The organism is Amycolatopsis sp. CA-230715 (genome assembly GCF_018736145.1).
GTDB lineage: Bacteria > Actinomycetota > Actinomycetes > Mycobacteriales > Pseudonocardiaceae > Amycolatopsis.
Map to the genome: position 1 here is coordinate 5,650,142 of NZ_CP059997.1, position 21,342 is coordinate 5,671,483.

19 protein-coding genes and 1 riboswitch are annotated in these 21,342 nt (G+C 70.0%); of the genes, 10 read left to right on the forward strand and 9 right to left on the reverse strand.

The window, feature by feature from the left end; all coding sequences use genetic code 11:
- Position 1: 1 nt before the first annotated feature.
- On the reverse strand, positions 2–535 hold the full coding sequence (locus HUW46_RS27150; RefSeq protein WP_215541628.1) for a QsdR family transcriptional regulator: 534 nt from the start codon (positions 533–535) through the stop codon (positions 2–4).
- A gap of 23 nt (positions 536–558) precedes the next feature.
- Here HUW46_RS27150 and HUW46_RS27155 point away from each other — a divergent pair, with 23 nt between their 5' ends.
- On the forward strand, positions 559–1,518 hold the full coding sequence (locus HUW46_RS27155; protein ID WP_215541629.1) for a quinone oxidoreductase family protein: 960 nt from the start codon (positions 559–561) through the stop codon (positions 1,516–1,518).
- On the opposite strand, the gene HUW46_RS27160 is transcribed toward HUW46_RS27155, so the two are convergent.
- Positions 1,496–2,761 carry an aminodeoxychorismate synthase component I gene (locus HUW46_RS27160; RefSeq protein WP_215541630.1) on the reverse strand — a complete coding sequence of 422 codons (1,266 nt, stop codon included), beginning with the start codon at positions 2,759–2,761 and terminating at the stop codon, positions 1,496–1,498. The genes HUW46_RS27155 and HUW46_RS27160 overlap by 23 nt on opposite strands.
- 54 nt (positions 2,762–2,815) lie before the next feature.
- Here HUW46_RS27160 and HUW46_RS27165 point away from each other — a divergent pair, with 54 nt between their 5' ends.
- Entirely contained in the window at positions 2,816–3,805 is a 990-nt protein-coding gene (locus HUW46_RS27165; protein ID WP_215541631.1) for a DUF4185 domain-containing protein, read from the forward strand.
- Positions 3,806–4,080: 275 nt separating this feature from the next.
- On the opposite strand, the gene HUW46_RS27170 is transcribed toward HUW46_RS27165, so the two are convergent.
- The 4 genes from HUW46_RS27170 to HUW46_RS27185 form a co-directional block, all read right to left on the reverse strand.
- Positions 4,081–4,695 carry a glycoside hydrolase family 25 protein gene (locus tag HUW46_RS27170; RefSeq protein WP_215541632.1) on the reverse strand — a complete coding sequence of 205 codons (615 nt, stop codon included), beginning with the start codon at positions 4,693–4,695 and terminating at the stop codon, positions 4,081–4,083.
- Between the two features lie 87 nt (positions 4,696–4,782).
- The gene (locus tag HUW46_RS27175; protein ID WP_215541633.1) at positions 4,783–5,532 is read right to left on the reverse strand and encodes an ABC transporter permease; all 750 of its coding nucleotides are present in this window, start codon (positions 5,530–5,532) and stop codon (positions 4,783–4,785) included.
- A complete protein-coding gene (locus tag HUW46_RS27180) occupies positions 5,522–6,496 on the reverse strand; it encodes an ATP-binding cassette domain-containing protein (protein WP_215541634.1) in 975 nt (324 codons plus the stop codon). Before HUW46_RS27180 ends, HUW46_RS27175 begins: the two co-directional genes overlap by 11 nt.
- Positions 6,497–6,576: 80 nt before the next feature.
- Positions 6,577–7,173, reverse strand: a complete 597-nt coding sequence (locus tag HUW46_RS27185; RefSeq protein WP_215541635.1) for a PadR family transcriptional regulator — start codon at positions 7,171–7,173, stop codon at positions 6,577–6,579.
- A gap of 51 nt (positions 7,174–7,224) precedes the next feature.
- Between HUW46_RS27185 and metG the strand changes: the two genes are divergently transcribed.
- The 8 genes from metG to HUW46_RS27225 all read left to right on the forward strand — a co-directional run bounded on the left by metG (position 7,225) and on the right by HUW46_RS27225 (position 18,651).
- Positions 7,225–9,018, forward strand: coding sequence for a methionine--tRNA ligase (metG, locus tag HUW46_RS27190; protein WP_215541636.1), 1,794 nt, complete (start codon positions 7,225–7,227; stop codon positions 9,016–9,018).
- Positions 9,019–9,111: 93 nt separating this feature from the next.
- Positions 9,112–9,948, forward strand: coding sequence for a TatD family hydrolase (locus HUW46_RS27195; RefSeq protein WP_215541637.1), 837 nt, complete (start codon positions 9,112–9,114; stop codon positions 9,946–9,948).
- A gap of 364 nt (positions 9,949–10,312) precedes the next feature.
- Positions 10,313–11,719: a resuscitation-promoting factor gene (locus HUW46_RS27200; RefSeq protein WP_215541638.1), complete on the forward strand. Its 1,407-nt coding sequence runs from the start codon at positions 10,313–10,315 to the stop codon at positions 11,717–11,719.
- A 61-nt stretch (positions 11,720–11,780) separates the two neighbouring features.
- The gene (gene rsmA / locus HUW46_RS27205; protein ID WP_215541639.1) at positions 11,781–12,626 is read left to right on the forward strand and encodes a 16S rRNA (adenine(1518)-N(6)/adenine(1519)-N(6))-dimethyltransferase RsmA; all 846 of its coding nucleotides are present in this window, start codon (positions 11,781–11,783) and stop codon (positions 12,624–12,626) included.
- Positions 12,627–12,772: 146 nt separating this feature from the next.
- Positions 12,773–12,862: riboswitch (SAM riboswitch) on the forward strand.
- A gap of 214 nt (positions 12,863–13,076) precedes the next feature.
- A complete protein-coding gene (locus HUW46_RS27210; protein ID WP_215541640.1) occupies positions 13,077–14,090 on the forward strand; it encodes a methionine ABC transporter ATP-binding protein in 1,014 nt (337 codons plus the stop codon).
- A 77-nt stretch (positions 14,091–14,167) separates the two neighbouring features.
- A complete protein-coding gene (locus HUW46_RS27215; protein WP_215541641.1) occupies positions 14,168–15,133 on the forward strand; it encodes a 4-(cytidine 5'-diphospho)-2-C-methyl-D-erythritol kinase in 966 nt (321 codons plus the stop codon).
- A gap of 16 nt (positions 15,134–15,149) precedes the next feature.
- Positions 15,150–16,907: an ABC-F family ATP-binding cassette domain-containing protein gene (locus tag HUW46_RS27220; RefSeq protein ID WP_215541642.1), complete on the forward strand. Its 1,758-nt coding sequence runs from the start codon at positions 15,150–15,152 to the stop codon at positions 16,905–16,907.
- Between the two features lie 55 nt (positions 16,908–16,962).
- Positions 16,963–18,651, forward strand: a complete 1,689-nt coding sequence (locus tag HUW46_RS27225; protein WP_215541643.1) for a fatty acyl-AMP ligase — start codon at positions 16,963–16,965, stop codon at positions 18,649–18,651.
- 144 nt (positions 18,652–18,795) lie between these two features.
- Here HUW46_RS27225 and HUW46_RS27230 read toward each other — a convergent pair whose 3' ends face one another.
- From HUW46_RS27230 to HUW46_RS27240, 3 genes are all read right to left on the reverse strand, one after another.
- Positions 18,796–19,962 (reverse strand): DDE-type integrase/transposase/recombinase, encoded by a 1,167-nt coding sequence (locus tag HUW46_RS27230; RefSeq protein WP_254124945.1) that lies wholly within the window; start codon positions 19,960–19,962, stop codon positions 18,796–18,798.
- A 613-nt stretch (positions 19,963–20,575) separates the two neighbouring features.
- A complete protein-coding gene (locus HUW46_RS27235) occupies positions 20,576–20,911 on the reverse strand; it encodes a DivIVA domain-containing protein (RefSeq protein ID WP_215541645.1) in 336 nt (111 codons plus the stop codon).
- A gap of 2 nt (positions 20,912–20,913) precedes the next feature.
- On the reverse strand, positions 20,914–21,276 hold the full coding sequence (locus tag HUW46_RS27240) for a DivIVA domain-containing protein (protein ID WP_215541646.1): 363 nt from the start codon (positions 21,274–21,276) through the stop codon (positions 20,914–20,916).
- Positions 21,277–21,342: the final 66 nt, after the last annotated feature.

Below are 21,342 nucleotides of genomic sequence, written 5' to 3' on the forward strand. Positions count from 1 at the left end.
GTCACGGGCCCAGCAGCGCCAGCACGGCCTGCCGGGCCTTGTCCGCGTCGGGTTCGCCGCCGGTGATCACGTCGGTGTAGATGAAGGATTCGGCGATGCGCACCACGAGGTAGGCGGCGTCCTCGACGGGAAGCGGCGGCGTGCCGATCTCCGTTGCCAGCAGCTCGGCCATTTTCGCGATGGTGCGCCGCTGCACCACGCTCGCCTTCGTGGTGAGCAGCCGCAGCGCGCGCTCGGGCTCGGTGCGCAGGAATCGCCGGAACGCTTCGTCGGCGTTGACCGTGCGCACGAAGTCGCCGACGGTGTTCGCGACCAGTTCGGCCCCGGAGCCGCGGCGCGCCTGCCGGTCGAACACGCGCTCGGCGAGCGACCACAGGATCTCGCCGAGCAGCTCGTCCCGGTTGCCGACCCAGCGGAACAGAGTGGCCCTGCCGACGCCCAGCTCTTCGGCCAGCTCGCCCATGTCGATCTTGCGGCCGTGCGAGAACCACGTCCTGGCGACGCGGAAGGCCTGCAAGGCGTCTGGTCGGGTCATGAGACATATCGTAGGATCGTCTCATGCGAGCTGTACAGGTGACTGAATTCGGCGGTCCCGAGGTGCTCAACCTCGTCGAGCTGCCCGACCCGGAGCCCGGCGCTGGCCAGGTGCTCGTGGAAATCGACCGCGCCGGCGTCAACTACGCGGACACCCACCAGGCCGAGAACAGCTACCTCGCCCCGAGCAGCCTCCCGCTCGTGCCTGGCGGCGAGGTGGTGGGCAGGACGCCCGACGGCAGGCGCGTGGTCGCGCTCCTCAACGGCGGTGGCGGGTACGCCGAGCGCGCGGTCGCCGACCTGCCGCTGACCGTGGACGTGCCCGACGGCGTCGACGACACCACGGCGTTGTCGTTCATCGTGCAGGGCAGCACCGCGTGGCTGCTGCTGCGCAAGAGCACGCACCTGGAAGCGGGCGAGTCCGTGGTGGTGCACGCCGCGGCCGGTGGCGTCGGCAGCATCGCGGTGCAGCTCGCGAAGGCGTGGGGCGCGGGCAGGGTCATCGCGACCGCGAGCAGCGAGGAAAAGCGCGCGCTGGCGCTGGAGCTCGGTGCCGACGTCGCGATCGACTCGCGGGCCGAAGACATGAAGGGCGCGCTGATCGAAGCCAACGGCGGCAAGCGGGTGGACATCGTGCTCGACATGACCGGCGGCTCGGTCACCGACCAGAGCGTGGCCTCGCTGGCGCCGTTCGGGCGGCTCGGGTTCTACGGGATGGCGAGCAGGGAACTGCCGCAGGCGATCGACCCGCGCTCGCTGCTCGCGCACAGCACGACGGTCGCGGGTATGTGGCTGCCGCACGTGTTCTCCTTGCCGGGCAACGTTTTCTCCCGCGCGATGGGCGAGCTGTTCGAGCTGGCCGCGGCGGGTACCGTGCGCGCGGTCGACGGTGGCGTCTACGGGCTGTCGCAGGCGCGGACGGCGCACGAGGCGCTGCGGTCGCGTGGCACCACGGGCAAGCTCACGCTCGACCCGTCGCGCTGACCGGCGGGTCGGCGAGGAGTTCTTCGAGCGTCGCGGCCTTGTGCAGGCATTCCTGCCACTCGGCTTCGCAGTCGGAGTCGGCGGTGATCCCGCCGCCGACTCCGAGCGAAACCGTGCCGTCGTGGATCTCCAGCGTCCGGATGGCGACGTTCAGTTCGAGGCCCGCGACCGGGGACACCAGCCCGATCGCTCCCGTGTAGACACCCCGCGCGACGGGTTCGAGTTCGGCGATTTCGTCGAGCGCGCGGATCTTCGGCGCGCCGGTGACCGAACCCGGCGGGAACGTCGCCCGCAGCAGCTCCGCGTCGGTGACCCCCGCCGCGAGCTGACCCTCCACAGTGGAATGCAGGTGCCACACTCCCGGTGCGGGCCGCACCGCGAGCAGTTCCGGCACGCGCACGGTGCCGGTCTCGCACACGCGGCCGAGGTCGTTGCGCACCAGATCGGTGATCATCACGTTCTCCGCGACGTCCTTGGTGGACTCGCGAAGCTTCGCGGCGAGGTGGTCGTCGGAGGTGCCGCGCCGGGGGAGCGTGCCCTTGATGGGCGTCGACCGGACCGCTCTTCCTTGCCGGGAAAGGAAAAGCTCCGGCGACAGCGAGACGAGCGCGCCCCATTCGCCGCCGAGGTAGGCGGCGCGGCGCGGATTCCACCGCCGGACGCCCTCGGCGAACAGCTCGCGCGGCTCGCCGTCGAACGGGCCGGAGAACCGGGTGCACACGTTGGCCTGGAACAGTTCTCCGGCCTCGATGGCCTGCACGCAGTTCTTCACCGCGGTGCGGTGGTCGTCGGCGTGCGCGCGCCGCAGCGCCGAAGGCGTCCAGCCGTGTCGTAGAGCGCGGCCTCGCAACACAGCGTCGTACTTCGCTGCGAGGTCTGCTGGGAACGCCTCGTCGTCGCCAACGAGCGCCTCGAACCACCACGTGCCGTGGTCGTCGAGGCGCAGCACGTGATCCGCCCAGGCCCAGCGTTCGACGGGTAGCGGTCCCCGGCGACGCGACGGATCGGTCAGGTCGTAGGAGAAGTAGCCGAACCACCCGCCGCCGATCGCGCCGGGCACCGGGTCGCGGACGGCGGGTACCGGCAGCGCGAAGTCACTCGCGCGGGTGGGCGCGCCGAGGGCGGGTGCGATCACCGCGCGCGAGGAAAACCAGTCACCGCACAGCGCGGCGGGCGCGCCGAGCAGGAGCAACGCCTGTTCCGGCGACGCATCCGACCCGAGCCTCTCGCGCACCAACCGCATGGCGGCCATTCTCACCGAAGGCGGGCGCCGGGAGTAGCGCGTACGGTCGGCCACATGGTTCGAGTGATCGAAACGACACTGGTGGGCAGGGTGACCGGGCCCGGTTCGGTCAGCCGCACCGACGAGCGGTTCGGGATACACGGCACCGATCTCGGCATCGTGTGGGACGGGGGCGGCGGCCGCCTGTTCGTCCTCTTCGGAGACACCTTCGGCGAAGGATGGGGCGGCGACGGCGGCGGCCCGAACAGCGCCGACTGGCGGTGCAACGTCCTCGCCTTCTCCTCGACGCGCGACCTCGCGAACGGCATGACGCTCGACGGCGTGGTGCAGCGCGAAGACGGCCTCGCCGCGCAGGTCATCGAGCGCGACCCGAGACCGGACGAGGTCACCGTGATCCCGAATTCGGGGATTTCGATCGACGGCAAGCAGTACGTGCACTACATGTCGGTGCGCGTGTGGGGCCCGCCTGGCAAGTGGCACACGAACTACGGCGGGATCGCGGTGTCCGAAGACGACGGCCGGACCTGGTCGAAGCCGCAGTCGGCGTGCTGGATCAACCGCGCCGAGCACGACCACCCGTTCCAGATCGGCGCGCTCGCCCGCGACGGCGACCACGTGTACCTGTTCGGCACCACGAACGGCCGCCTCGGTGGCGCACACCTCGCGCGAGCGTCCACATCGGACATACTGAAGGCGAACGCCTACGAGTACTGGACCGGCGACGGCTGGGCGCGCGACCCGTTCCGCGCGGCCGAGGTGCTGCCGGGCAACGTCGGCGAGCTGGACGTCGCCTACAACGTCCACTTCGGACAATGGATGGCGATGCACCTTGACGACCCGGCGGGCGTGGTGCGGCTACGCACCGCGGACCGCCCGGAAGGCCCGTGGTCGGACGGCGACGTGGCCGCCTCCGGCGCGCAGTTCGGGCAGCTCTACGGCGGGTACCTGCACCCGTGGTCGCTCGACGGGGACGAGCTGTACTTCCTGCTCTCCCAGTGGGGCCCCTACAACGTCTTCCTGATCAAGGCGAAGCTCGCCCCCTGACCGTGTCCCCGCCGAAGCGAGTTCTCGCATGCCCCGAACGTGACATTCAGGGAACTCAGCGTCCCGAAAGCCACTTTCACGGCATGGTCCTGCGGCAGGCGAGCGCGCGAGGGGTGGATTCGCGGCGTCTAGCGCCCGGAAGGCCACCTTCGAGGCATGCGCGCCGCTGCCCGCGCATCCGCGAGGGCTGCGAAAGTGGCGCTAGATTCCCCGAAGGTGGCTTTCGGGGACTTGAGCGCCCCGACGGCCACTTCCGCGCCGCACCACCCCGCCTGTCAGAGCAGCAGGTCGCCGAGCGTGAACGGGTAGACGACGGCGTCGTGGCCGACCGGGCCCCGGATACCGGGCACGTCCGCGGTGTTCCCGTGCTGGTGCACGCCGACGCGCGGGTGGAACCAGCCGGGGCGGCCGGGGATCCCGTTGTGCCTGGCCAGCCAGAGCGTGACCTCGCCGTCGGCCCACTTGTCCGGGTTGAGCCGGTGCGCGAAGTAGTCGTGCCCCGCGTAGACGAGCACACGCTCCACTTTGGCCGAAGCGCGGACGAACTTGATCCACGCCTTGATGAACTTGTCGTCCACCCCCTCGGCGTCGATCTCCAGCGCGGGGGCGAGCGATCCGGGTGCGAACGCGCCGAGCTTCTTCGCTACGCGGACGAAGTGGTCCGCCTGGTCGTGCACGCCGCCCGGCCGCGCGAAGTGCCGCGCCCCCGCGTGGATCCCGGCTTCCTGCGCCCCGGTGACGTAGTGCTCGGCGATCGGGTCGCTCCAGTTGGCGCTTTCGGTGACGGTGATGGAGGCGAACCGGACGGCCGCGGCGTGCACGGCACGCCAGTCCTCCACCGTTTCCCGGCGCGACAGGTTGATGCCGCGCTCGCTTTCGGGTTCCGTCATCACCACTCCGCCCCTCACCGCGAAAGGCCACCCTACGTGCGGCAATGGCGGGCGGCGTGATCTTTCGCGATTCAGGGGCGTGTCGTGTCAAGCGTTTTCGCGCGCGAACGCGCGGGCTCCCCACCACACCGCAAGCACGGCGAACGCGACCGTGACGGCGAGTCCGACGAGCACCGGGGGCGAGGAGAAGTCGCCGCGGAACGCGCCGCGCAGCGCGGTCACGATGTGGCTCACCGGGTTGACGCGCGCCACGGTGCGCAGCCAGTCCGGCGCCGTCGCGTCGTCGATGGGGATCAGGATCCCGGACAGCAGCAGAACCGGCATCAGCACGGTGTTCATCAGCGCGGGGAACGACCGCTCGCTCTTGAGCGTCAGCGCGAGCGCGTTCGAGCAGGCGGCGATCGCGATGGCGAGCACGAAGGTGATGAGCAGGCTGAGCAGGAGCCCGGCCAACGAGAGGTCCAGCCGGAACACGAGGAACGCGACCGCGATGAGCAGCAGTGCCTGCACGGTTGCCTGCACCGCGCTCGCGAGCACCTTCCCCAGCAGCAGTGCGAGCCTGCTCGCGGGCGTCACGCGCAGCCGTTCGACCACGCCCGCGCGGTAGTCCGCGAGCAGGCTGAAACCGACCGTGATGCCGCCGAACAGGGCGAGCTGCGCGATCAGCCCCGGGGTGAGCACGAGCCAGCCGTCCGGTGTGGACAGCACCCGCACGAACAGCGGACCGAAGAAGAACAGGTACAGCAGCGGTTGCGTGAGCCCGATCAGCAGCCACGCCGGGCTCCGCACCGCCGACGCCAGGTCCCGCTGGAAGACCAGCCAAATGTCACGCCACATGTGCGGCCTCCTGCCCGGCGTCGCGCAGGCTCCGCCCGGTGAGCGCGAGGAACACGTCGTCCAGCGTCGGCCTGCGAACCTGCACGGACCGCATGGCGACCCCGTCCTCGGCGAGCAGCCGGAGCAGCTCCGGTACCGCGCTGTCCCCGCGGGGGACGCGGAACGCCACCCCGTCATCCGAAGTGGACACTTCGCGCGCGCCGGGGAACGCGCTTGCGATCCTGGCCGCCGCGGCGACCGATTCCGCCTCCACGCCGAGCGCCACGGCGTCGCCGGAGACCTGCGACTTGAGCGAGTCCGAGGTTCCTTCGGCGACGATCCTGCCGTGGTCGAGCACCAGGACGCGGTCCGCGAGCGCGTCCGCCTCGTCGAGGTAGTGGGTGGTCAGGAACACCGTCGTGCCGTGCTCGTCGCGGAGGCGGCGGATGTGCTCCCAGAGGTTGGCCCTGCTGTGCGGATCGAGCCCGGTGCTCGGCTCGTCGAGGAAGACCAGTTTCGGGCCGTGCACGAGCCCGACCGCGATGTCGAGCCTTCGCCGCTCGCCGCCGGACAGTGTTTTCGCCGCCCGTTCGCCGAGCCCGTCGAGGTCGAGGCGCGCGCACAGTTCGGCCGCCTTGGCCGTGGCGTCCGCTTTGGACATCCGGTGGAGCCTGCCCTGCATGACCAGTTCACCGGTGACCGTGGTCTCCGGCGAACAGCCGCCGCCCTGCGCCACGTACCCGATACCGCGGCGCACGCCGACGGGGTCGGTGCGCAGATCGTGCCCCGCGACGGTCGCGGTGCCGCCGGTCGGGCGCAGGAGCGTGGTGAGCATGCGCAGCGTCGTGGTCTTCCCCGCGCCGTTGGGGCCGAGGAAAGCGACCAGCTCCCCGGCTGCCACGTCGAGGTCGACGCCCTGGACCGCGTGCACTTCGGCGCGCCCTCGCCCGGCGAACCGCCTGGCGAGACCGCGTGCGGTGATCATCGAAACGCCTCCTAGGTAATCAAGTTTGACTAGTTGACCGACGCGACTGTGCCTGGCGAACCGCGGTTAGTCAAGTTTGATTACTGGGGTGGGGTGCCGAACGCGGAGACGGTGTCGTCCGCGTCGTCGGCCATCACGTAGTCGCCCGCTTCGAGGTGTTCGATGACCCCGCGGGTCCAGCGCACTCCGGTCTCCGCGTGCAGCCGCCACAACTCGTACAACTCGCGCACGTGGGGCGGCTTCGGGGAGATGTCGGGCCGGCCGCCGATCAGGGTCGCGCTGTGCAGCTCCGCCTCGGCGCGCACGAGGTGGTGCCGCAGCAGGTCGATCGCGCGCTGCCTCGGCAGCGTGGTCAGGAACGTCATCCCGGCGCCGAGCTCGGGACCGGGATCCTGCGGGTCGGACAGGGCCCGCGTGAGCAGCACCTGGAACTCGGTTTCGCCGTCGTCGGTCAGCCGGTAGGCGAGCCGGTCGGGCCCGGCGTCACCCGGTTCGACCGCGACCTCGGCCAGCAGGCCTTCCTTCGCCAGCTTCTTCAGCGCGTGGTAGATCGACCCGGGCTTGACGTTGGCCCACTTGTCGGCGGACCAGGTGAGCAGCTCGCGGCGCACCTGGTAGCCGTGCGCGCTGCCGTGCATGCGCACTACGCCGAGCACCAGCAACCTCGTCGCCGACATGGGACCTCCCAGCAGAAAACGCACGTGACGCCATCCGTAGGCTAAACAGGTATGAGCACCCCCGTTCTCACAGCGGTGGCCTGGCCGTACGCCAACGGCCCCCGCCACATCGGTCACGTGTCCGGATTCGGCGTCCCGTCCGACGTCTTCTCCCGCTACCAGCGAATGGCCGGCAACCGGGTGCTCATGATCTCCGGCACCGACGAGCACGGCACCCCGATCACCGTCCAGGCGGACAAGGAGGGGCTGACCCCGCAGCAGACCGCGGACAAGTACACCCGCCAGATCGGCACCGACCTCGAGGGCCTCGGCCTCACCTACGACCTGTTCACCCGCACCACCACCGGCAACCACGCCGAGGTCACCCAGCAGATCTTCCTCGCGCTGCACCGCAACGGCTACGTGGTGCCCAAGACCACGCGCGGCGCGATCAGCCCGTCGACAGGGCGGACCCTGCCGGACCGCTACGTCGAGGGCACCTGCCCGATCTGCGGCTACGACGGCGCGCGCGGGGACCAGTGCGACAACTGCGGCAACCAGCTCGACGCCGCGGAGCTGATCAACCCGAAGTCGAGGATCAACGGCGAGACGCCGAAGTTCGTCGAGACCGAGCACTACTTCCTCGACCTGCCCGCGTTCACCAAGACGCTCGGCGACTGGCTGTCCACCAAGACCGACTGGCGCCCGAACGTCCTGAACTTCACCAAGAACCTCGTCGACGACATGCGGCCGCGGCCGATCACGCGCGACATCGACTGGGGCGTGAAGGTGCCCCTCGACGGCTGGCGCGACCAGCCGATGAAGCGGTTCTACGTGTGGTTCGACGCGGTGATCGGGTACTTCTCGGCGAGCGTCGAGTGGGCGCGCCGCTCCGGGAACCCGGACGCGTGGCAGGAGTGGTGGAACAACCCCGACGCCCGCGCCTACAACTTCATGGGCAAGGACAACATCACCTTCCACGCGCAGATCTGGCCCGCGCTGCTGTTCGGGCACAACGGCGAGGGCGATCGCGGCGGCGAGCCCGGCGAGTACGGGCGCCTGCACCTGCCGGACGAGATCGTGTCGAGCGAGTTCCTCACCATGAGCGGGTCGAAGTTCTCCACCTCGCGCGGCACGGTCATCTACGTGCACGACTTCCTGCGCGAGTTCGGGCCCGACACGCTGCGCTACTTCATCGCGGCGGCGGGCCCCGAGACCCAGGACACCGACTTCACCTGGGAGGAGTTCGTCCGGCGGACCAACTTCGAGCTCGCCAACGAGTGGGGCAACCTGGTCAACCGGTCGATCTCGATGGCGCACAAGAACAACGGCGGCGTGCCGAAGCCGAACACGCTCACGCAGGCCGACCAGGACCTGAAGGCGCTGTCGGCCAAGGCGTTCGACACCGTCGGCGCGCACCTGGCGCGGTCGCGGTTCAAGCAGGGCATCGGCGAGGCCATGCGGGTCGTCACGGCGGCGAACCGGTACATCTCGGACCAGGAGCCGTGGAAGCTCAAGGACGATCCCGAGCGCCGCGACACCGTGCTCCACACCGCGCTGCAGGTCGTCTCGGACGCGAACACCCTGCTGACGCCGTTCCTGCCGCATTCGGCTCAGAAGGTGCACGAGGCGCTCGGCGGCACCGGGGTGTGGGCCGCGCAGCCGGAGCTGAAAGAGGTCGAGGACCTCGACATCCCCGGCCGGATCAACCCGATCCTGACCGGTGACTACGCGTCCGAGCAGGCCACCTGGGCGTCCCAGCCGCTCGAAGTCGGGCGTCCGCTGGCGAAGCCGACCCCGCTGTTCTCGAAGCTCGACCCCGGTCTCGGCGAGACCGGGCCCGAATGGGCGCCAATTGAGCGGTGACGACCGCAGGGAGGAACCGCTCCGATAGACACAGTGCGCTCGTGCCTCATGGGTGTTCTCCCGTACCGAGGAACGAGGGCAGGGAGAACACCCATGAGCGCTAAAAAACGTGAGCGGCCGCCGGTGCCGGAAATCCTTCCGGTGCCGGTGGTCGACTCGCACACCCATCTCGACGCCTGCGGTGCGGAAACCGCTGCCGACGTCGCCGTGCTCCTCGACCGCGCGGAATCGGCGGGAGTGACCCGCGTGGTCACCGTCGCGGACGACATCGAGTCCGCGAAATGGGTCGTCGAAGCGTCCACTTGGGACTCGCGGGTGTTCGCCGCGGTGGCCGTGCATCCCACGCGCACCAAGGATTTCGACGACGCGCAGCGGTCCGAAGTGGAGCGCCTGGCGCGGGCGGATCGGGTGGTCGCGGTAGGCGAGACCGGCCTCGACTACTACTGGGACTACTCGCCGCCGGATGCGCAGCAGGACGCGTTCAGGTGGCACATCGATCTCGCGAAGCGCATCGGCAAGCCGCTGATGATCCACGACCGCGACGCGCACGAGGACGTGCTCAGGATCCTCGAAGAGGAGGGCGCGCCGGACGACGTGGTGTTCCACTGCTTCTCGGGCGACCTCGCGATGGCTCGCCGCTGCGTCGACGCCGGGTACGTGCTCTCGTTCGCCGGGACCGTGACTTTCAAGAACGCTTCCACACTGCGGGAATCCGCGAGGTTTGCGCCGCGCGGTCAGTTCCTCGTCGAGACGGACGCACCGTTCCTGACCCCGCATCCGTTCCGCGGCGCGCCCAACGAGCCCTACTGCACCGCCTACACCGTGCGCAACCTTGCTGACCTGCGAGAAGAGCCGGTGGAAATGGTCGCGGACGCCGTTCGGGAAACCGCCGAGCGGGTGTTTCGACTGCCCACAGTGACATGGGGTTGAACGCGTTGCGACATTCGTGGAAGGGCAATCGACCACTCGGTGGAGTGACTAAGGTCACGACATTCCGGGGGGTGTTTGCGCAACCCCCGGGTCTTCGTTACTGTCCCGTGATCGTGCCGGACGTTGGTTCCGCAGTGAGCCGCGGCCGGGACGCCCACAGTCACGTCAGTGCACGTCGGGGAAGTGGTGCCGGGAGTTTTCGCCCGGTCGCCACGAGGGATGGCGCTGACTGCGGGAGTCGGGAACAGGGCGCGCGCACGCGCGCCACACGTGAAGGCACCGGACAGATCGTCCCGGGCCTGATGTGAAAGGGATCGACCCTGTGACTGGTATCCGTAGGCGGGCTGAAGCGCGTCGCGACGCCATGGAAGACACCTTCGTTGGTGGTGGCGTAGGCACGCTGGAGCGGCCCGACGAGGACGCTGGCTTCTCCGACGACCTGCACGTCACCCGGCAGGACGTCTTCGCCGCGCTCGGCCCCGACGCCGGCGACATGATGGCCGAGGCCGATGTCGACGTCGACGAGCTGATCCGGCTGATCAACGCCGAGACCACGCTGCTGCCGCCGATCGTCATCCCCGACGAGGCCGCCGCCGACCGCGTCGGCAAGGAAGCGGCGCTGGAGCGCGAGGAGCCCGCCGAGGACCCGCTCGTCTCGGCGACGAAGACCTGGAAGAAGCGCTTCCTCAAGGGCGCCGTGCTCGCCATGCTCATCACCATCACCGGTGGCGGCGCCGCGGCGCTGGCGATGAACAAGAGCGTCACCGTCGACGTCGACGGCCAGCAGCAGACCGTCCACAGCTTCGGCGACACCGTCGGCGAGGTGCTGAAGGACGCGGGCCTGTCGGTCGGCACGCACGACTCGCTTTCGCCGTCCCCGCAGGCCGCGGTCGGCGACGGCGGCGTCATCCGCCTCGAGCGCGGCCGCAAGCTCACCCTCGTGGTCGACGGCGCGCCCAAGGAATCCTGGGTCCGCGCGACCAACCTCGGCGAGGCGCTCGGCCAGCTCGGCCTGAACAACCTCACGAAGCCCGGCACCTGGTTCTCCATGGGCCAGGACGCTTCGCTGCCGCTCGACGGCGCGACCGTCGAGGTGAAGACCCTCAAGAACATCACCCTCTTCGACGGCGGCAACGCGCCGAAGAAGCTGACCACCACGGCGGTCACCACCAAGGAGTTCCTCGGCGAGCTGAAGCTCACGCTCGGCCCGGAGGACGCCGCGGAGGGCGGGCTCGGCTTCAAACTGACCGACGGCGCCGAGGTGCACCTCAGCCGCACCGGCGTCTCCGTGATCAACGCCGAGGAAACCATCGACCCGCCCGTGCAGAAGGTCGACGACCCGACGCTGGAAAAGGGCAAGACGACCGTCCAGGACCCGGGCACGCCGGGCAAGAAGATCGTCACCTACCGGGTCACCCAGAAGAACGGCGCCGAGACCGGCCGCGAGGAGATGTCCACGCAGGTCGTCACCGAGGCCAAGCCGAAGATCATCAAGGTCGGCACCAAGGCCGCGCCGGAGCCCGCGATCAGCGACGGCGACAAGTGGGACCGCATCGCCATGTGCGAGTCGCACGGCAACTGGTCCATCAACACCGGCAACGGCTACTACGGCGGCCTGCAGTTCGACGCGGGCACCTGGAAGGCCTACGGCGGCACCGAGTACGCCCCGCTTCCCCACCAGGCCAGCAAGGCCCAGCAGATCGCGGTCGCCTCCAAGGTCCGCGACGCGCGCGGCGGTTACGGCGCTTGGCCGAACTGCGGCGTCAAGTAGTTCCCCGCTTCAACCGGGGGCGGCCGAGCGGGCCGCCCCCGGTTTTTTATAAGCTCTCGCCGTGACTCACCTGCTCGGGCCTGCCGAGATCCGGCGGCTGGCTGCCGAGCTGGACGTGCGGCCGACGAAGAAGCTCGGGCAGAACTTCGTGCACGACCCGAACACCGTGCGCCGGATCGTCGAACTCGCCGGTGTCGGCGCGGACGACGTGGTGCTCGAAGTGGGCCCGGGGCTCGGCTCGCTCACGCTCGGATTACTGGATTCCGGCGCTCGTGTGGTCGCCGTCGAAATCGATCCGGTGCTGGCCGGGCGGCTTCCGTCGACGGTTTCCGAGCACGCGGCCTCGTCCGCTGACCGGTTCAGCGTGCTCACCGCGGACGCCCTGCGGGTGCGCGCCGCGGACCTGCCGCACGAACCGACCGCGCTCGTGGCGAACCTGCCCTACAACGTGGCCGTGCCCGTGGTGCTGCACCTGCTCGCGGAACTGCCGTCGCTGCGGCGCGGGCTGGTGATGGTGCAGACCGAGGTCGCCGACCGGATGGCGGCGGGCCCCGGCAGCCGCACCTACGGCGTGCCGAGCGTGAAGCTGGCCTTCTACGGCGCCGCGCGAAAGGTCGCGCCGGTGCCGCGCGCGGTGTTCTGGCCGGTGCCCAACGTGGATTCCGCGCTGGTCGCCTTCGACCGCGCGGGCGCCTATCCGTCCACTGTGGACCGTGACCGGCTCTTCGCTGTGGTCGACGCGGCGTTCGCGCAGCGCAGGAAGACCCTTCGCGCCGCGCTCGCGTCGTGGGCCGGTTCCGCCGAGCGCGCGGGTGAAATCCTGGTCGCGGCGGGCGTCGACCCGCGCACGCGCGGTGAACAGCTCACCGTCGACGACTTCGCCCGCATCGCCGCCGCCCGCTCCTGAAGCGGGGTTCTCGTGTGCCCCGAAGGTGGCTTTCGGGGACCTGGATGCCCCGAAAGCCACCTTCGGGGCATGTGGAACGACACGACCGTCCGTGTGATCTGGGCTAAGAAACTTGCCTCGGACCCACCTGATCGGGTCTACTCATAGGGCCATCCCGAGCGACTGAGAGACCTGGCTCGCCGAAGTCGCAGCAACCACCCCCGCGGGGCAGGTGCTACAGCCAGGACCGATGGAGGAACCCGCTGTGTACCGCTCGCGAATGCTCACCCGGCGCCGCGTAGTCGATGAGGGCCGCCGCACGGTCAGTGCGTGTCGAAGCTCCCTGTGAAACCCGCCTGACGCGTCTGGATTTCCGCCTTTCCCTAGCGCCGCGCTGTCCGAAATGGACGGTCGTGCGGTGCCGGTCCGCGCGCCCTTACCAGGGGTGCCGCGCCACGCCATGGAGCACTCGTGATCACTGTAGAAAACGTCAGCAAATCCTTCCCCGGCAACACCGGGTCGCCCGTTCTGGCGCTGCGCGACGTCAACGTCGAGATCAGCGCCGGCGCGCTTTACGGCGTCGTCGGGGCGCCCGGATCCGGTAAGTCCACCCTCGCCAGGTGCATCGCGCTGCAGGAGCGGCCCGACCGCGGCGTGGTGCGCCTCGACGGGCTCAACACGGCCTCCCTCGACGGCAAGCGGCTGCGCGAGGTGCGCCGCCAGGTCGGCGTGGTCGGCGCCCGCCAGGAACTGCACGCCGAGCGGACCGTCGCCGGGAACGTCGCGGCGCCGCTCGAACTGCTCGGCCTCGACGGGCCGCAGCGCAAGAGCCGGGTCGGCAAGCTGCTCGACCTGGTCGGCCTCACCCAGCGCGCCGCGCAGCGCCCCAGCGAACTGACCGCGGGCCAGCAGCGCCGCGTCGCGGTGGCGCGCGCGCTCGCCGCGAGCCCCGCGGTGCTGCTCGCCGACGACCCGACGGCGGGCGTCGCCCCGGAGGAGACCGGTGCCGTGCTGACCGTGCTGGACCGCGCGCGTGCCGAGCTCGGCGCGACCGTGCTGGTCACCACGCCGGACTCGTCGGTCGTCCGCCGCGTGTGCGACGAGATCGGCGTGCTGGAGGACGGCAGCATCACCGAAAGCGGCTCGATCCTGACACTGCTCGCCGACCCGTCGAGCCGCACCGCGCGCTCGCTGCTGCCCGCGATCGAGACCACGCCCGCGCAGGTCGCCAAGTACGACCGCTCGGTGGACATCGTGCTGGTCGGGTTCGCCGCCGTCGGCGCGCTGCTGCCGGAGGCGGCCGCGAGGTTCGGTGTCGAGCTGGCGACCATCGGCGGCGGCCTCACCCGCGTCGGGGACACTCCGGTCGCGCGCTTCCGGCTCGGCCTGCGCGGTGCGCAGACGGACGCGGCGGTGGCGTGGATCAGCGAGCGCGGCGGCCACGTCACGCACACCGCGCGCGGCCCGCAGGGCGTCGCGGCCTGAGTGTGATTCGGGACCGTTACCACCCGCTCCCGTGGTGGTAACGGTCCTCACCCCGTGCTGCCCAGTACGCTGGGACCGTGCTCGCCGTTGTTCCCCCACCAGTCACCGTCAGGGTGCCGTCGAAGATCAACCTGCATCTTTCGGTCGGTGATCTGCGCAAGGACGGCTTCCACGAGCTGATCACGGTTTTCCACGCGCTTTCCCTCACCGACGAGGTGACGGTGGCGGCGGCGGAGGACCCCGGCATCGAGGTATACGGCGAGGGCGAGGGTTCCGTCCCGACGGGCGCGAACAACCTGGCCTGGCGCGCCGTGCAGGCGCTGGCCGCCTACGCGGGCAAGGACCGCGGCGAGCCGAAGGTGCGGGTCGTGCTCCGCAAGGGGATCCCGGTCGCGGGCGGGATGGCGGGCGGCAGCGCCGACGCCGCCGCGACACTGGTCGGCCTCGCGTCGCTGTGGAAGCTCGACATCGGCCGCGACGACCTCGCCGAAATCGCCGCGAAGCTCGGCAGCGACGTGCCTTTCGCGCTCTACGGCGGAACGGCGCTGGGCACCGGGCGCGGGGAGCGGCTGGTGCCGGTGCTGTCCCGCCACACCTTCCACTGGGTGCTCGCGTTCGACCAGCGCGGCCTGTCCACGCCGCGGGTCTTCGGCGAGCTGGACCGCCTGCGCGCCGAGGGCGATCCGCCGCGCGTGGGCTCGCACGCGCCGGTCGTCGAGGCGCTGGCCTCCGGCGATCCCCGGCAGCTCGCCCTGTTGCTCGGCAACGATCTCCAGTCGGCCGCGGTCTCGTTGCGGCCCGGTCTGCGCCGCACGCTGCGCGCCGGGGTCAACGCGGGTGCGCTGGCCGGGACGATCTCCGGCTCCGGCCCGACCTGTGCCTTCCTGTGCGCCGACGCGCAGTCCGCGCTCGAGGTGGCCGCGGAGCTGGCGGGCGCGGGGGTGTGCCGCACCGTGCGGGTCGCGCACGGCCCGGTGCCCGGCGCCAGGCTCGTCGGCGGGGACGACCTGCCGCGGTCGACGCCGCCGCAAGTACACGCGTGAAAGGCGTCGCAGTTCGATGGTGAACCTGATCAATCTCGAAGCCGTGAGCAAGTCCTACGGGGTGCGGCCGCTGCTGGACGCCGTCTCGCTCGGGGTCGGCGAGGGCGAGCGGATCGGCGTCGTCGGCCTCAACGGGGGCGGGAAGACGACGCTGCTGGAAGTGCTGTCCGGGATCGAGCCGCCGGATTCCGGCCGGGTGAGCCGGATCAACGGCCTGCGCGTCGCGGTGGTGACGCAGCGGACCGAGCTCAAGGGCGAAACGGTGCGCGAGGCCGCGCTGTCCGAATACGGCGCCGAGCACGAGTGGGCGGCCGACGCCCGCGTGCGGTCCATTGTGGAGGGACTCGGTCTTTTGGGGCTGGGCCTGGATTCTCCGACCGCGAATCTGTCCGGAGGGGAGCGTCGCCGGGTTTCGCTGGCGGCCGCGCTCGTCGGCGAACTCGATCTCGTGGTGCTCGACGAGCCGACCAACCACCTCGACGTCGAAGGGGTGCGCTGGCTCGCCGACCACCTGCTCGCCAGGCGTACCGCGCTCGTCGTCGTGACGCACGACCGCTGGTTCCTCGACACCGTCTGCGGGCGGACGTGGGAGGTCGTCGGCGGGCGCGTCGAACAGTACGAAGGTGGTTACGCGGACTGGGTTTTCGGCCGCGCGGAGCGGGCGAGGCTCGCGGCGAGCGCGGAGGAGAAGCGGCAGAACCTGGCGCGCAAGGAACTCGCGTGGCTCCAGCGCGGCGCGAAGGCGCGGACGTCGAAACCGCGCTACCGCGTCGAAGCGGCCGAAGCGCTGATCGCGGACGTGCCGCCGCCGCGGGATTCCGTCGAGCTGGCCGCGTTCGCGCGCAGGCGGCTCGGGAAGACCGTGCTGGAAATCGAAGACGCGACGCTGAAGGCGGGCGAACGCGATCTGCTCGACCACGTGACGTGGCGGATCGGGCCTGGCGACCGGATCGGGCTCGTCGGCGTCAACGGATCCGGTAAGACCACGCTGCTCAAGCTCCTCGCCGGTGAGCGGGAACCCAGTACGGGCAAGCGGATCGAGGGCAAGACCGTCCGATTAGGACACCTCACCCAGGAACTCGAGGATTTGCCGGGCGAACTGCGCCTCCTGCAAGCGGTCGAGGACGTCGCGGGCAGGGTGGTGCTCGGCAAGCAGGAGCTGTCCGCGTCGCAGCTCGCGGAAAAGCTGGGCTTCCCGGCCGCGCGCCAGTGGACGCCCGTCGAAGATCTCTCGGGTGGTGAGCGGCGGCGCTTGCAGCTCACGCGCATCCTGATGGCGGAGCCGAACGTGCTGCTGCTCGACGAGCCGACGAACGACCTGGACATCGACACCCTGCAGCAGCTCGAAGACCTGCTCGACTCCTGGCCGGGAACGATGGTCGTGGTCTCGCACGACCGATACCTCACCGAACGCGTCTGCGACACCGTGGTCGCGCTGTTCGGCGACGGCCGGATCACGCACCTGCCCGGCGGCATCGAGGAGTACCTCACGCGCCGCCGAGACGCCGCGGCCAGGCAGGCCGCGCCGAAGCAGCAGGCCACGAAGCCCGCGAGCAGCGCCGCCGACCGGCGCGCGGCCAGCAAGGACCTCGCGCGGCTGGAGCGCAAGCTCGACCAGCTGCACGCGAAGGAAACCAAGCTGCACGAGGCGCTCGCCGCGGCCGCGACCGATCCGGACCGGCTCATCGAGCTGAACACCGAACTGAAGGCGGTCCTCGCCGAGAAGGACGAGGTCGAGGAGAAGTGGCTGGAGACCTCCGAAGCGGCCGAGTGATCGGCGCTGTCGTTTTGTCGCGTCTTCGGGCGCTCGTCTGGATAAGGTACGACGCATGAGCAGGTTTGTGGACACGCTGGTCGCCACCGCGACGGCGGAAGGCCCGCAGCGGGGCATGGTCACCGGGGAGCCGAAGGAGCCGGTTCGCCGGACCTGGGGCGAGATTCACGAGCAGGCCCGCCGGGTCGCGGGGGCACTGGTCGAAGGCGGCCTGAAGCCGGGCGGCGCGGTGGCCGTGCTCGCGGGCGCGCCGGTGCTGATCGCGCCGACCGTGCAGGCCGTCTGGCTGGCCGCGGGCAGCGTCACGATGCTGCACCAGCCGACGCCGCGCACCGATCTCGCCGAATGGGCCGAGGACACGGTGCGCGTGCTGCGCATGATCGGCTCCGAGCTGGTGCTGCTCGGCGAGCCGTTCGACCAGCTGGCGCCGGTGCTCACCGAGCACGGCATCAACTTCCGCATGATCGGCGACCTCGACGGCGAACCGCTCGCCGAGCCGGTGCACACCGACGAGGACGCGCTCGCGCTGCTGCAGCTCACCAGCGGGTCCACCGCGGAGCCCAAGGCTGTCAAGATCACCTACGGCAACCTGTACACCAACGTGAAGGCGATGGTCGAGCGCGCGGAGTTCGTGTTCGAAACCGACGTGATGGTGTCGTGGCTGCCGACCTTCCACGACATGGGCATGGTCGGGTTCCTGACCGTGCCGATGACCTTCGGCGTCGAGCTGGTGAAGATCACCCCGGTCGAGTTCCTCACCGGGCCGCTGATCTGGCCGGAGCTGATCAGCAAGTACGGTGGCACGACCACCGCGGCGCCGAACTTCGCCTACGCGATCGTCGGCAAGCGCATGGCGCGTGTGGACAGTGACCCCGGAAAACCGTTGTACGACTTGTCGAAATTGCGCATCGCGTTGAACGGCGCGGAGCCGATCGACGAGACCGCGGTGCGGACGTTCACCGACGCGGGCGCCCGGTTCGGGATGCCGCCGGAGTGCGTGTTCCCCGCGTACGGGATGGCCGAAGCGACCCTCGCCGTGTCGTTCGCGCCGCTGTTCACCGGCCTGACCCTGGACGTCATCGAGACCGAAGCGCTGGAAGCGGACAACCGGGCGGTGCCCGTTCCCGAGGGGGATTCCCGCCGTGGCACCGAATCCGTGCGCTCGTTCGCGATGCTCGGCAGGCCGCTCGACGGGCTCGAAGCCGAGATCGTCGACGACGAGGGCAAGCGGCTCGGCGAGCGCGAGGTCGGCGAGATCCGCCTGCGCGGTGAAGCGGTCACTCCCGGATACCTCACCGTCGACGGCCCAGTGTCCACACAGGACGAAGACGGCTGGCTGGCCACCGGCGATCTCGGGTACACAGTGGACGGTCAGCTGGTGATCTGCGGGCGCCGCAAGGACGTCATCATCATGGGCGGCCGCAACATCTACCCGACCGACATCGAACGCGCCGCGGGCAGTGTCGACGGCGTACGCGCGGGCAACGCTGTCGCCGTGCGGCTGGACGCGGGTACCCGGCGCGAACGGTTCGCCGTCGTCGTCGAGTCCAAACTGGCCGGTGACGAGGCGACGGAACGCGCGCTGGCGAAGGAAATCGCCGCCCGCGTGCGCGACGCGGTGGACATGCGCCCGTACTCGATCGTCGTGCTCCCGGCGGGGAGCCTGCCGAAAACCCCTTCGGGCAAGGTAAAACGCGCCGCCACCGCTGCCCAGTACGCCGCCCAAATCAACGCGAACGCCTGAGGGGCCCTCTCCGAACGCCACAACGTAACTTTCGGGGTGCCGGGGCCCCGTCGTTGGTCCCCGAAGGCCACCTTCGGGGAATCTAGCGCCATGTCGTGTCTCGGTAGTTCTGCCGCAGGTTTGTCTCGGTTGTTGTGACACAGGTTAGGCGGCTGGGGTGAGTTGGCCTTGGTAGGTCTTGGTGTGGTCGAGGTGGATGTGGCCGATCGGGTCGCCGTCGCTGGTGTAGGCGGTGGCCCGGTCGCTGTCACGGATGATGGTGATGGTGTGTCCGGCGTGGGCGGTGCCGATCCGTAGCCGGGCGTGTTTGCCGAGGTTGACCGTGCCGGTGGTGCTGACTTTGAGGCGGTGCACGGTGGCGTCGTCCTGGACGGGCAGGTGCTGGGGTCCGCCGTGGCTGTCGCTGGTGGTCCAGGCATGGGTGGGGGTTTGCCGGCCAAGGGCGCTGTGGCGGCGGTGGTTGTAGTGCTCGCGGTAGACCTCGAGCAGGGTGCGGAGTTCGGTCAGGGTCGCGGGTTGGATGGGTTGGTGATCCAGCCAGCGTTTGAAGGTCTGGTGGTGGCGTTCGACCTTGCCGCAGGTCTGCGGGTGGTAGGGGCTGGAATGGATCAGCCTGCAGCCGTGGCCGGTGACGGTGCGGGCGAACGCCGATGGCCCGGCGTTGGGGTGGCGGCCGCGTGAGGTGAACGCGGATCCGTTGTCGGACAACACGATCGCGGGCGCACCATGGTCGGTGATGGCCGCGGTGATCGCGGTGATCGCGGCACGGGAGGTTTCGGCCTCGGCGGCGTGATTGGCCACCAGCATGCGCGTGCAGTCGTCGAGGACCTCGAACACCACCACCGTGGCCCCGCCGGCGAGGATGACCTCGGTGGCGTCGATCTGGTAGCAGTCCCGCGGCCGGGCATAGCTGAACCGACGGTAGGAGGACCGGGGCCGCTTACGGGGGTTGGACTCGGCCAGCCCGTGCCGGGACAGGATCCGGTTGATCGTGGCCCGCGACGGGACAGGCCAGCCCCGTCCGGCCCAGTCCCGCTCGGCGGCCAACTCCAGAAGCCGATCGCGGATCGGGTCCGCCCCGTTGTCCGGTTTCAGCTCCTTCCGCAGCCGCAGCACGACAGCCACGACCGGCTCCGCCGTAGCATGCCGCACGGTCTTGGGCCGGGTCGACCGCCGCCGCCACTGCCCCTCGGCCTGGATCCGGGCACGGTGCCGATAGAACGTCCGCCTATCGACACCATGCTCCCGGCACCACGCCGACACGTTCTCAACCGGCACTTCAGCCGTCAGCATCGCGTCCACGAATCGCATGATCGTCCCATTCCGCGTCATGGCCCTCACCACAACGCCGGTCAGGCGGCAGATCATGCAACATCACCCGACCCGGGTGTGTCACATGCTGCGATACACAAACTGTGTCAAAACAGCTGATACTGAACAGGGAATCTAGCGCCACTTTCCCGGCCCTCGCGAGTGCGAGGGCCGGGCTGCGGCTGTCCCCGAAGGTGGCCTTCGGGGCGCTAGACGCCGCGAACTCGGCCCTCGCACCGCGCTCCCGCCTCCCTCGCGGGCCCGCAGCGGGCGTTCGGGTGCCCCGAAAATGACCTTCAGGGAATCCAGTGCCCCGAACGTCACTTTCGGGGCACCGACAAACCGGGGCTCGCCCGCCACGAGAGTGAGGAAAGTGGCGCTAGGCGCTCCGAAGGTCACCTTCGGGGCATGCGCGGTACCGCCCGCAGGTGAGCGAGGGTCGAGAAAGTGGCGCTAGATTCCCCGAAGGTGGCCTTCGGGGACTAACGGAGGGCCTCCGTTGCCGAGCACCTGACATCACCGTGACTGTCGGGGCATCGGGGCACGGGGCGCCCGATTCTTTCTTGGCGCCCGCTTCGGGGCGTCACGTAAGGGTCTCCTGCCCCCGAACTGGTCAGGAGACGACTCGGCGCCACAGGGGTCGCCGGGCATGGGTGTGTTCGAGCGCGGGCGCGATGTAGAACGCGCCGGAGGGCTCGTAGGCGGCCAGCGTGCTTTCCACCCGGCGCAGGAAGGCGTCGACGGAAGCGCGGTCGTAGCCGCGTTTGCGCAGTAGCGGGCCGGGGAACGTGACCGCGTGCGCCTCGGCCGCGGTCACGTCGTCCCGTCCTTCCAGGGTGGCGGCGACGCGGGTGAGGAACCTGTCCACGGCCGGTTCGTGGTAGCCGCGGGTACCGAGGGCGGCTTGGTCGAACTGGATGTCGTAGACCTCGTCCGCGGTCACCGCCATGGTCAGTTCTCCTGGAAGTGCTCGACGCGGGCGGTCTGCACCGGCTCGGCGCGTTCGAGGGTGGCTTCGGTTTCCGAGCGCGCGCCCGGCAAGGGCTGCGGGCTGAGTCCGGAACGGCTGATCAGCTCTTCTTCCACCTCGTCCAGGAATTCGTCGACCTCGCGTTCGTCGTAACCGCGCTTGCCGATGAGCGGCTTGGCGAACATCACGTGGTGCACTTCGGCCGCGGTCAGGTCGTCCTCGCCGTTGAGCGTGTTTTCGATCCTGGCCAGGAATTCGTCGACCTCGTGCTTGGCGTAGCCGCGCTTCCCGATCGGGGAGGTACCGAATTCGACGTTCGTGACATCGTCGGCGGTCAGCGACATGAAAGCTTCTCCAGATTCAGCAGACGGTAATGCGGCTTGCACACTCCGTCTTAACGGGCACCACCG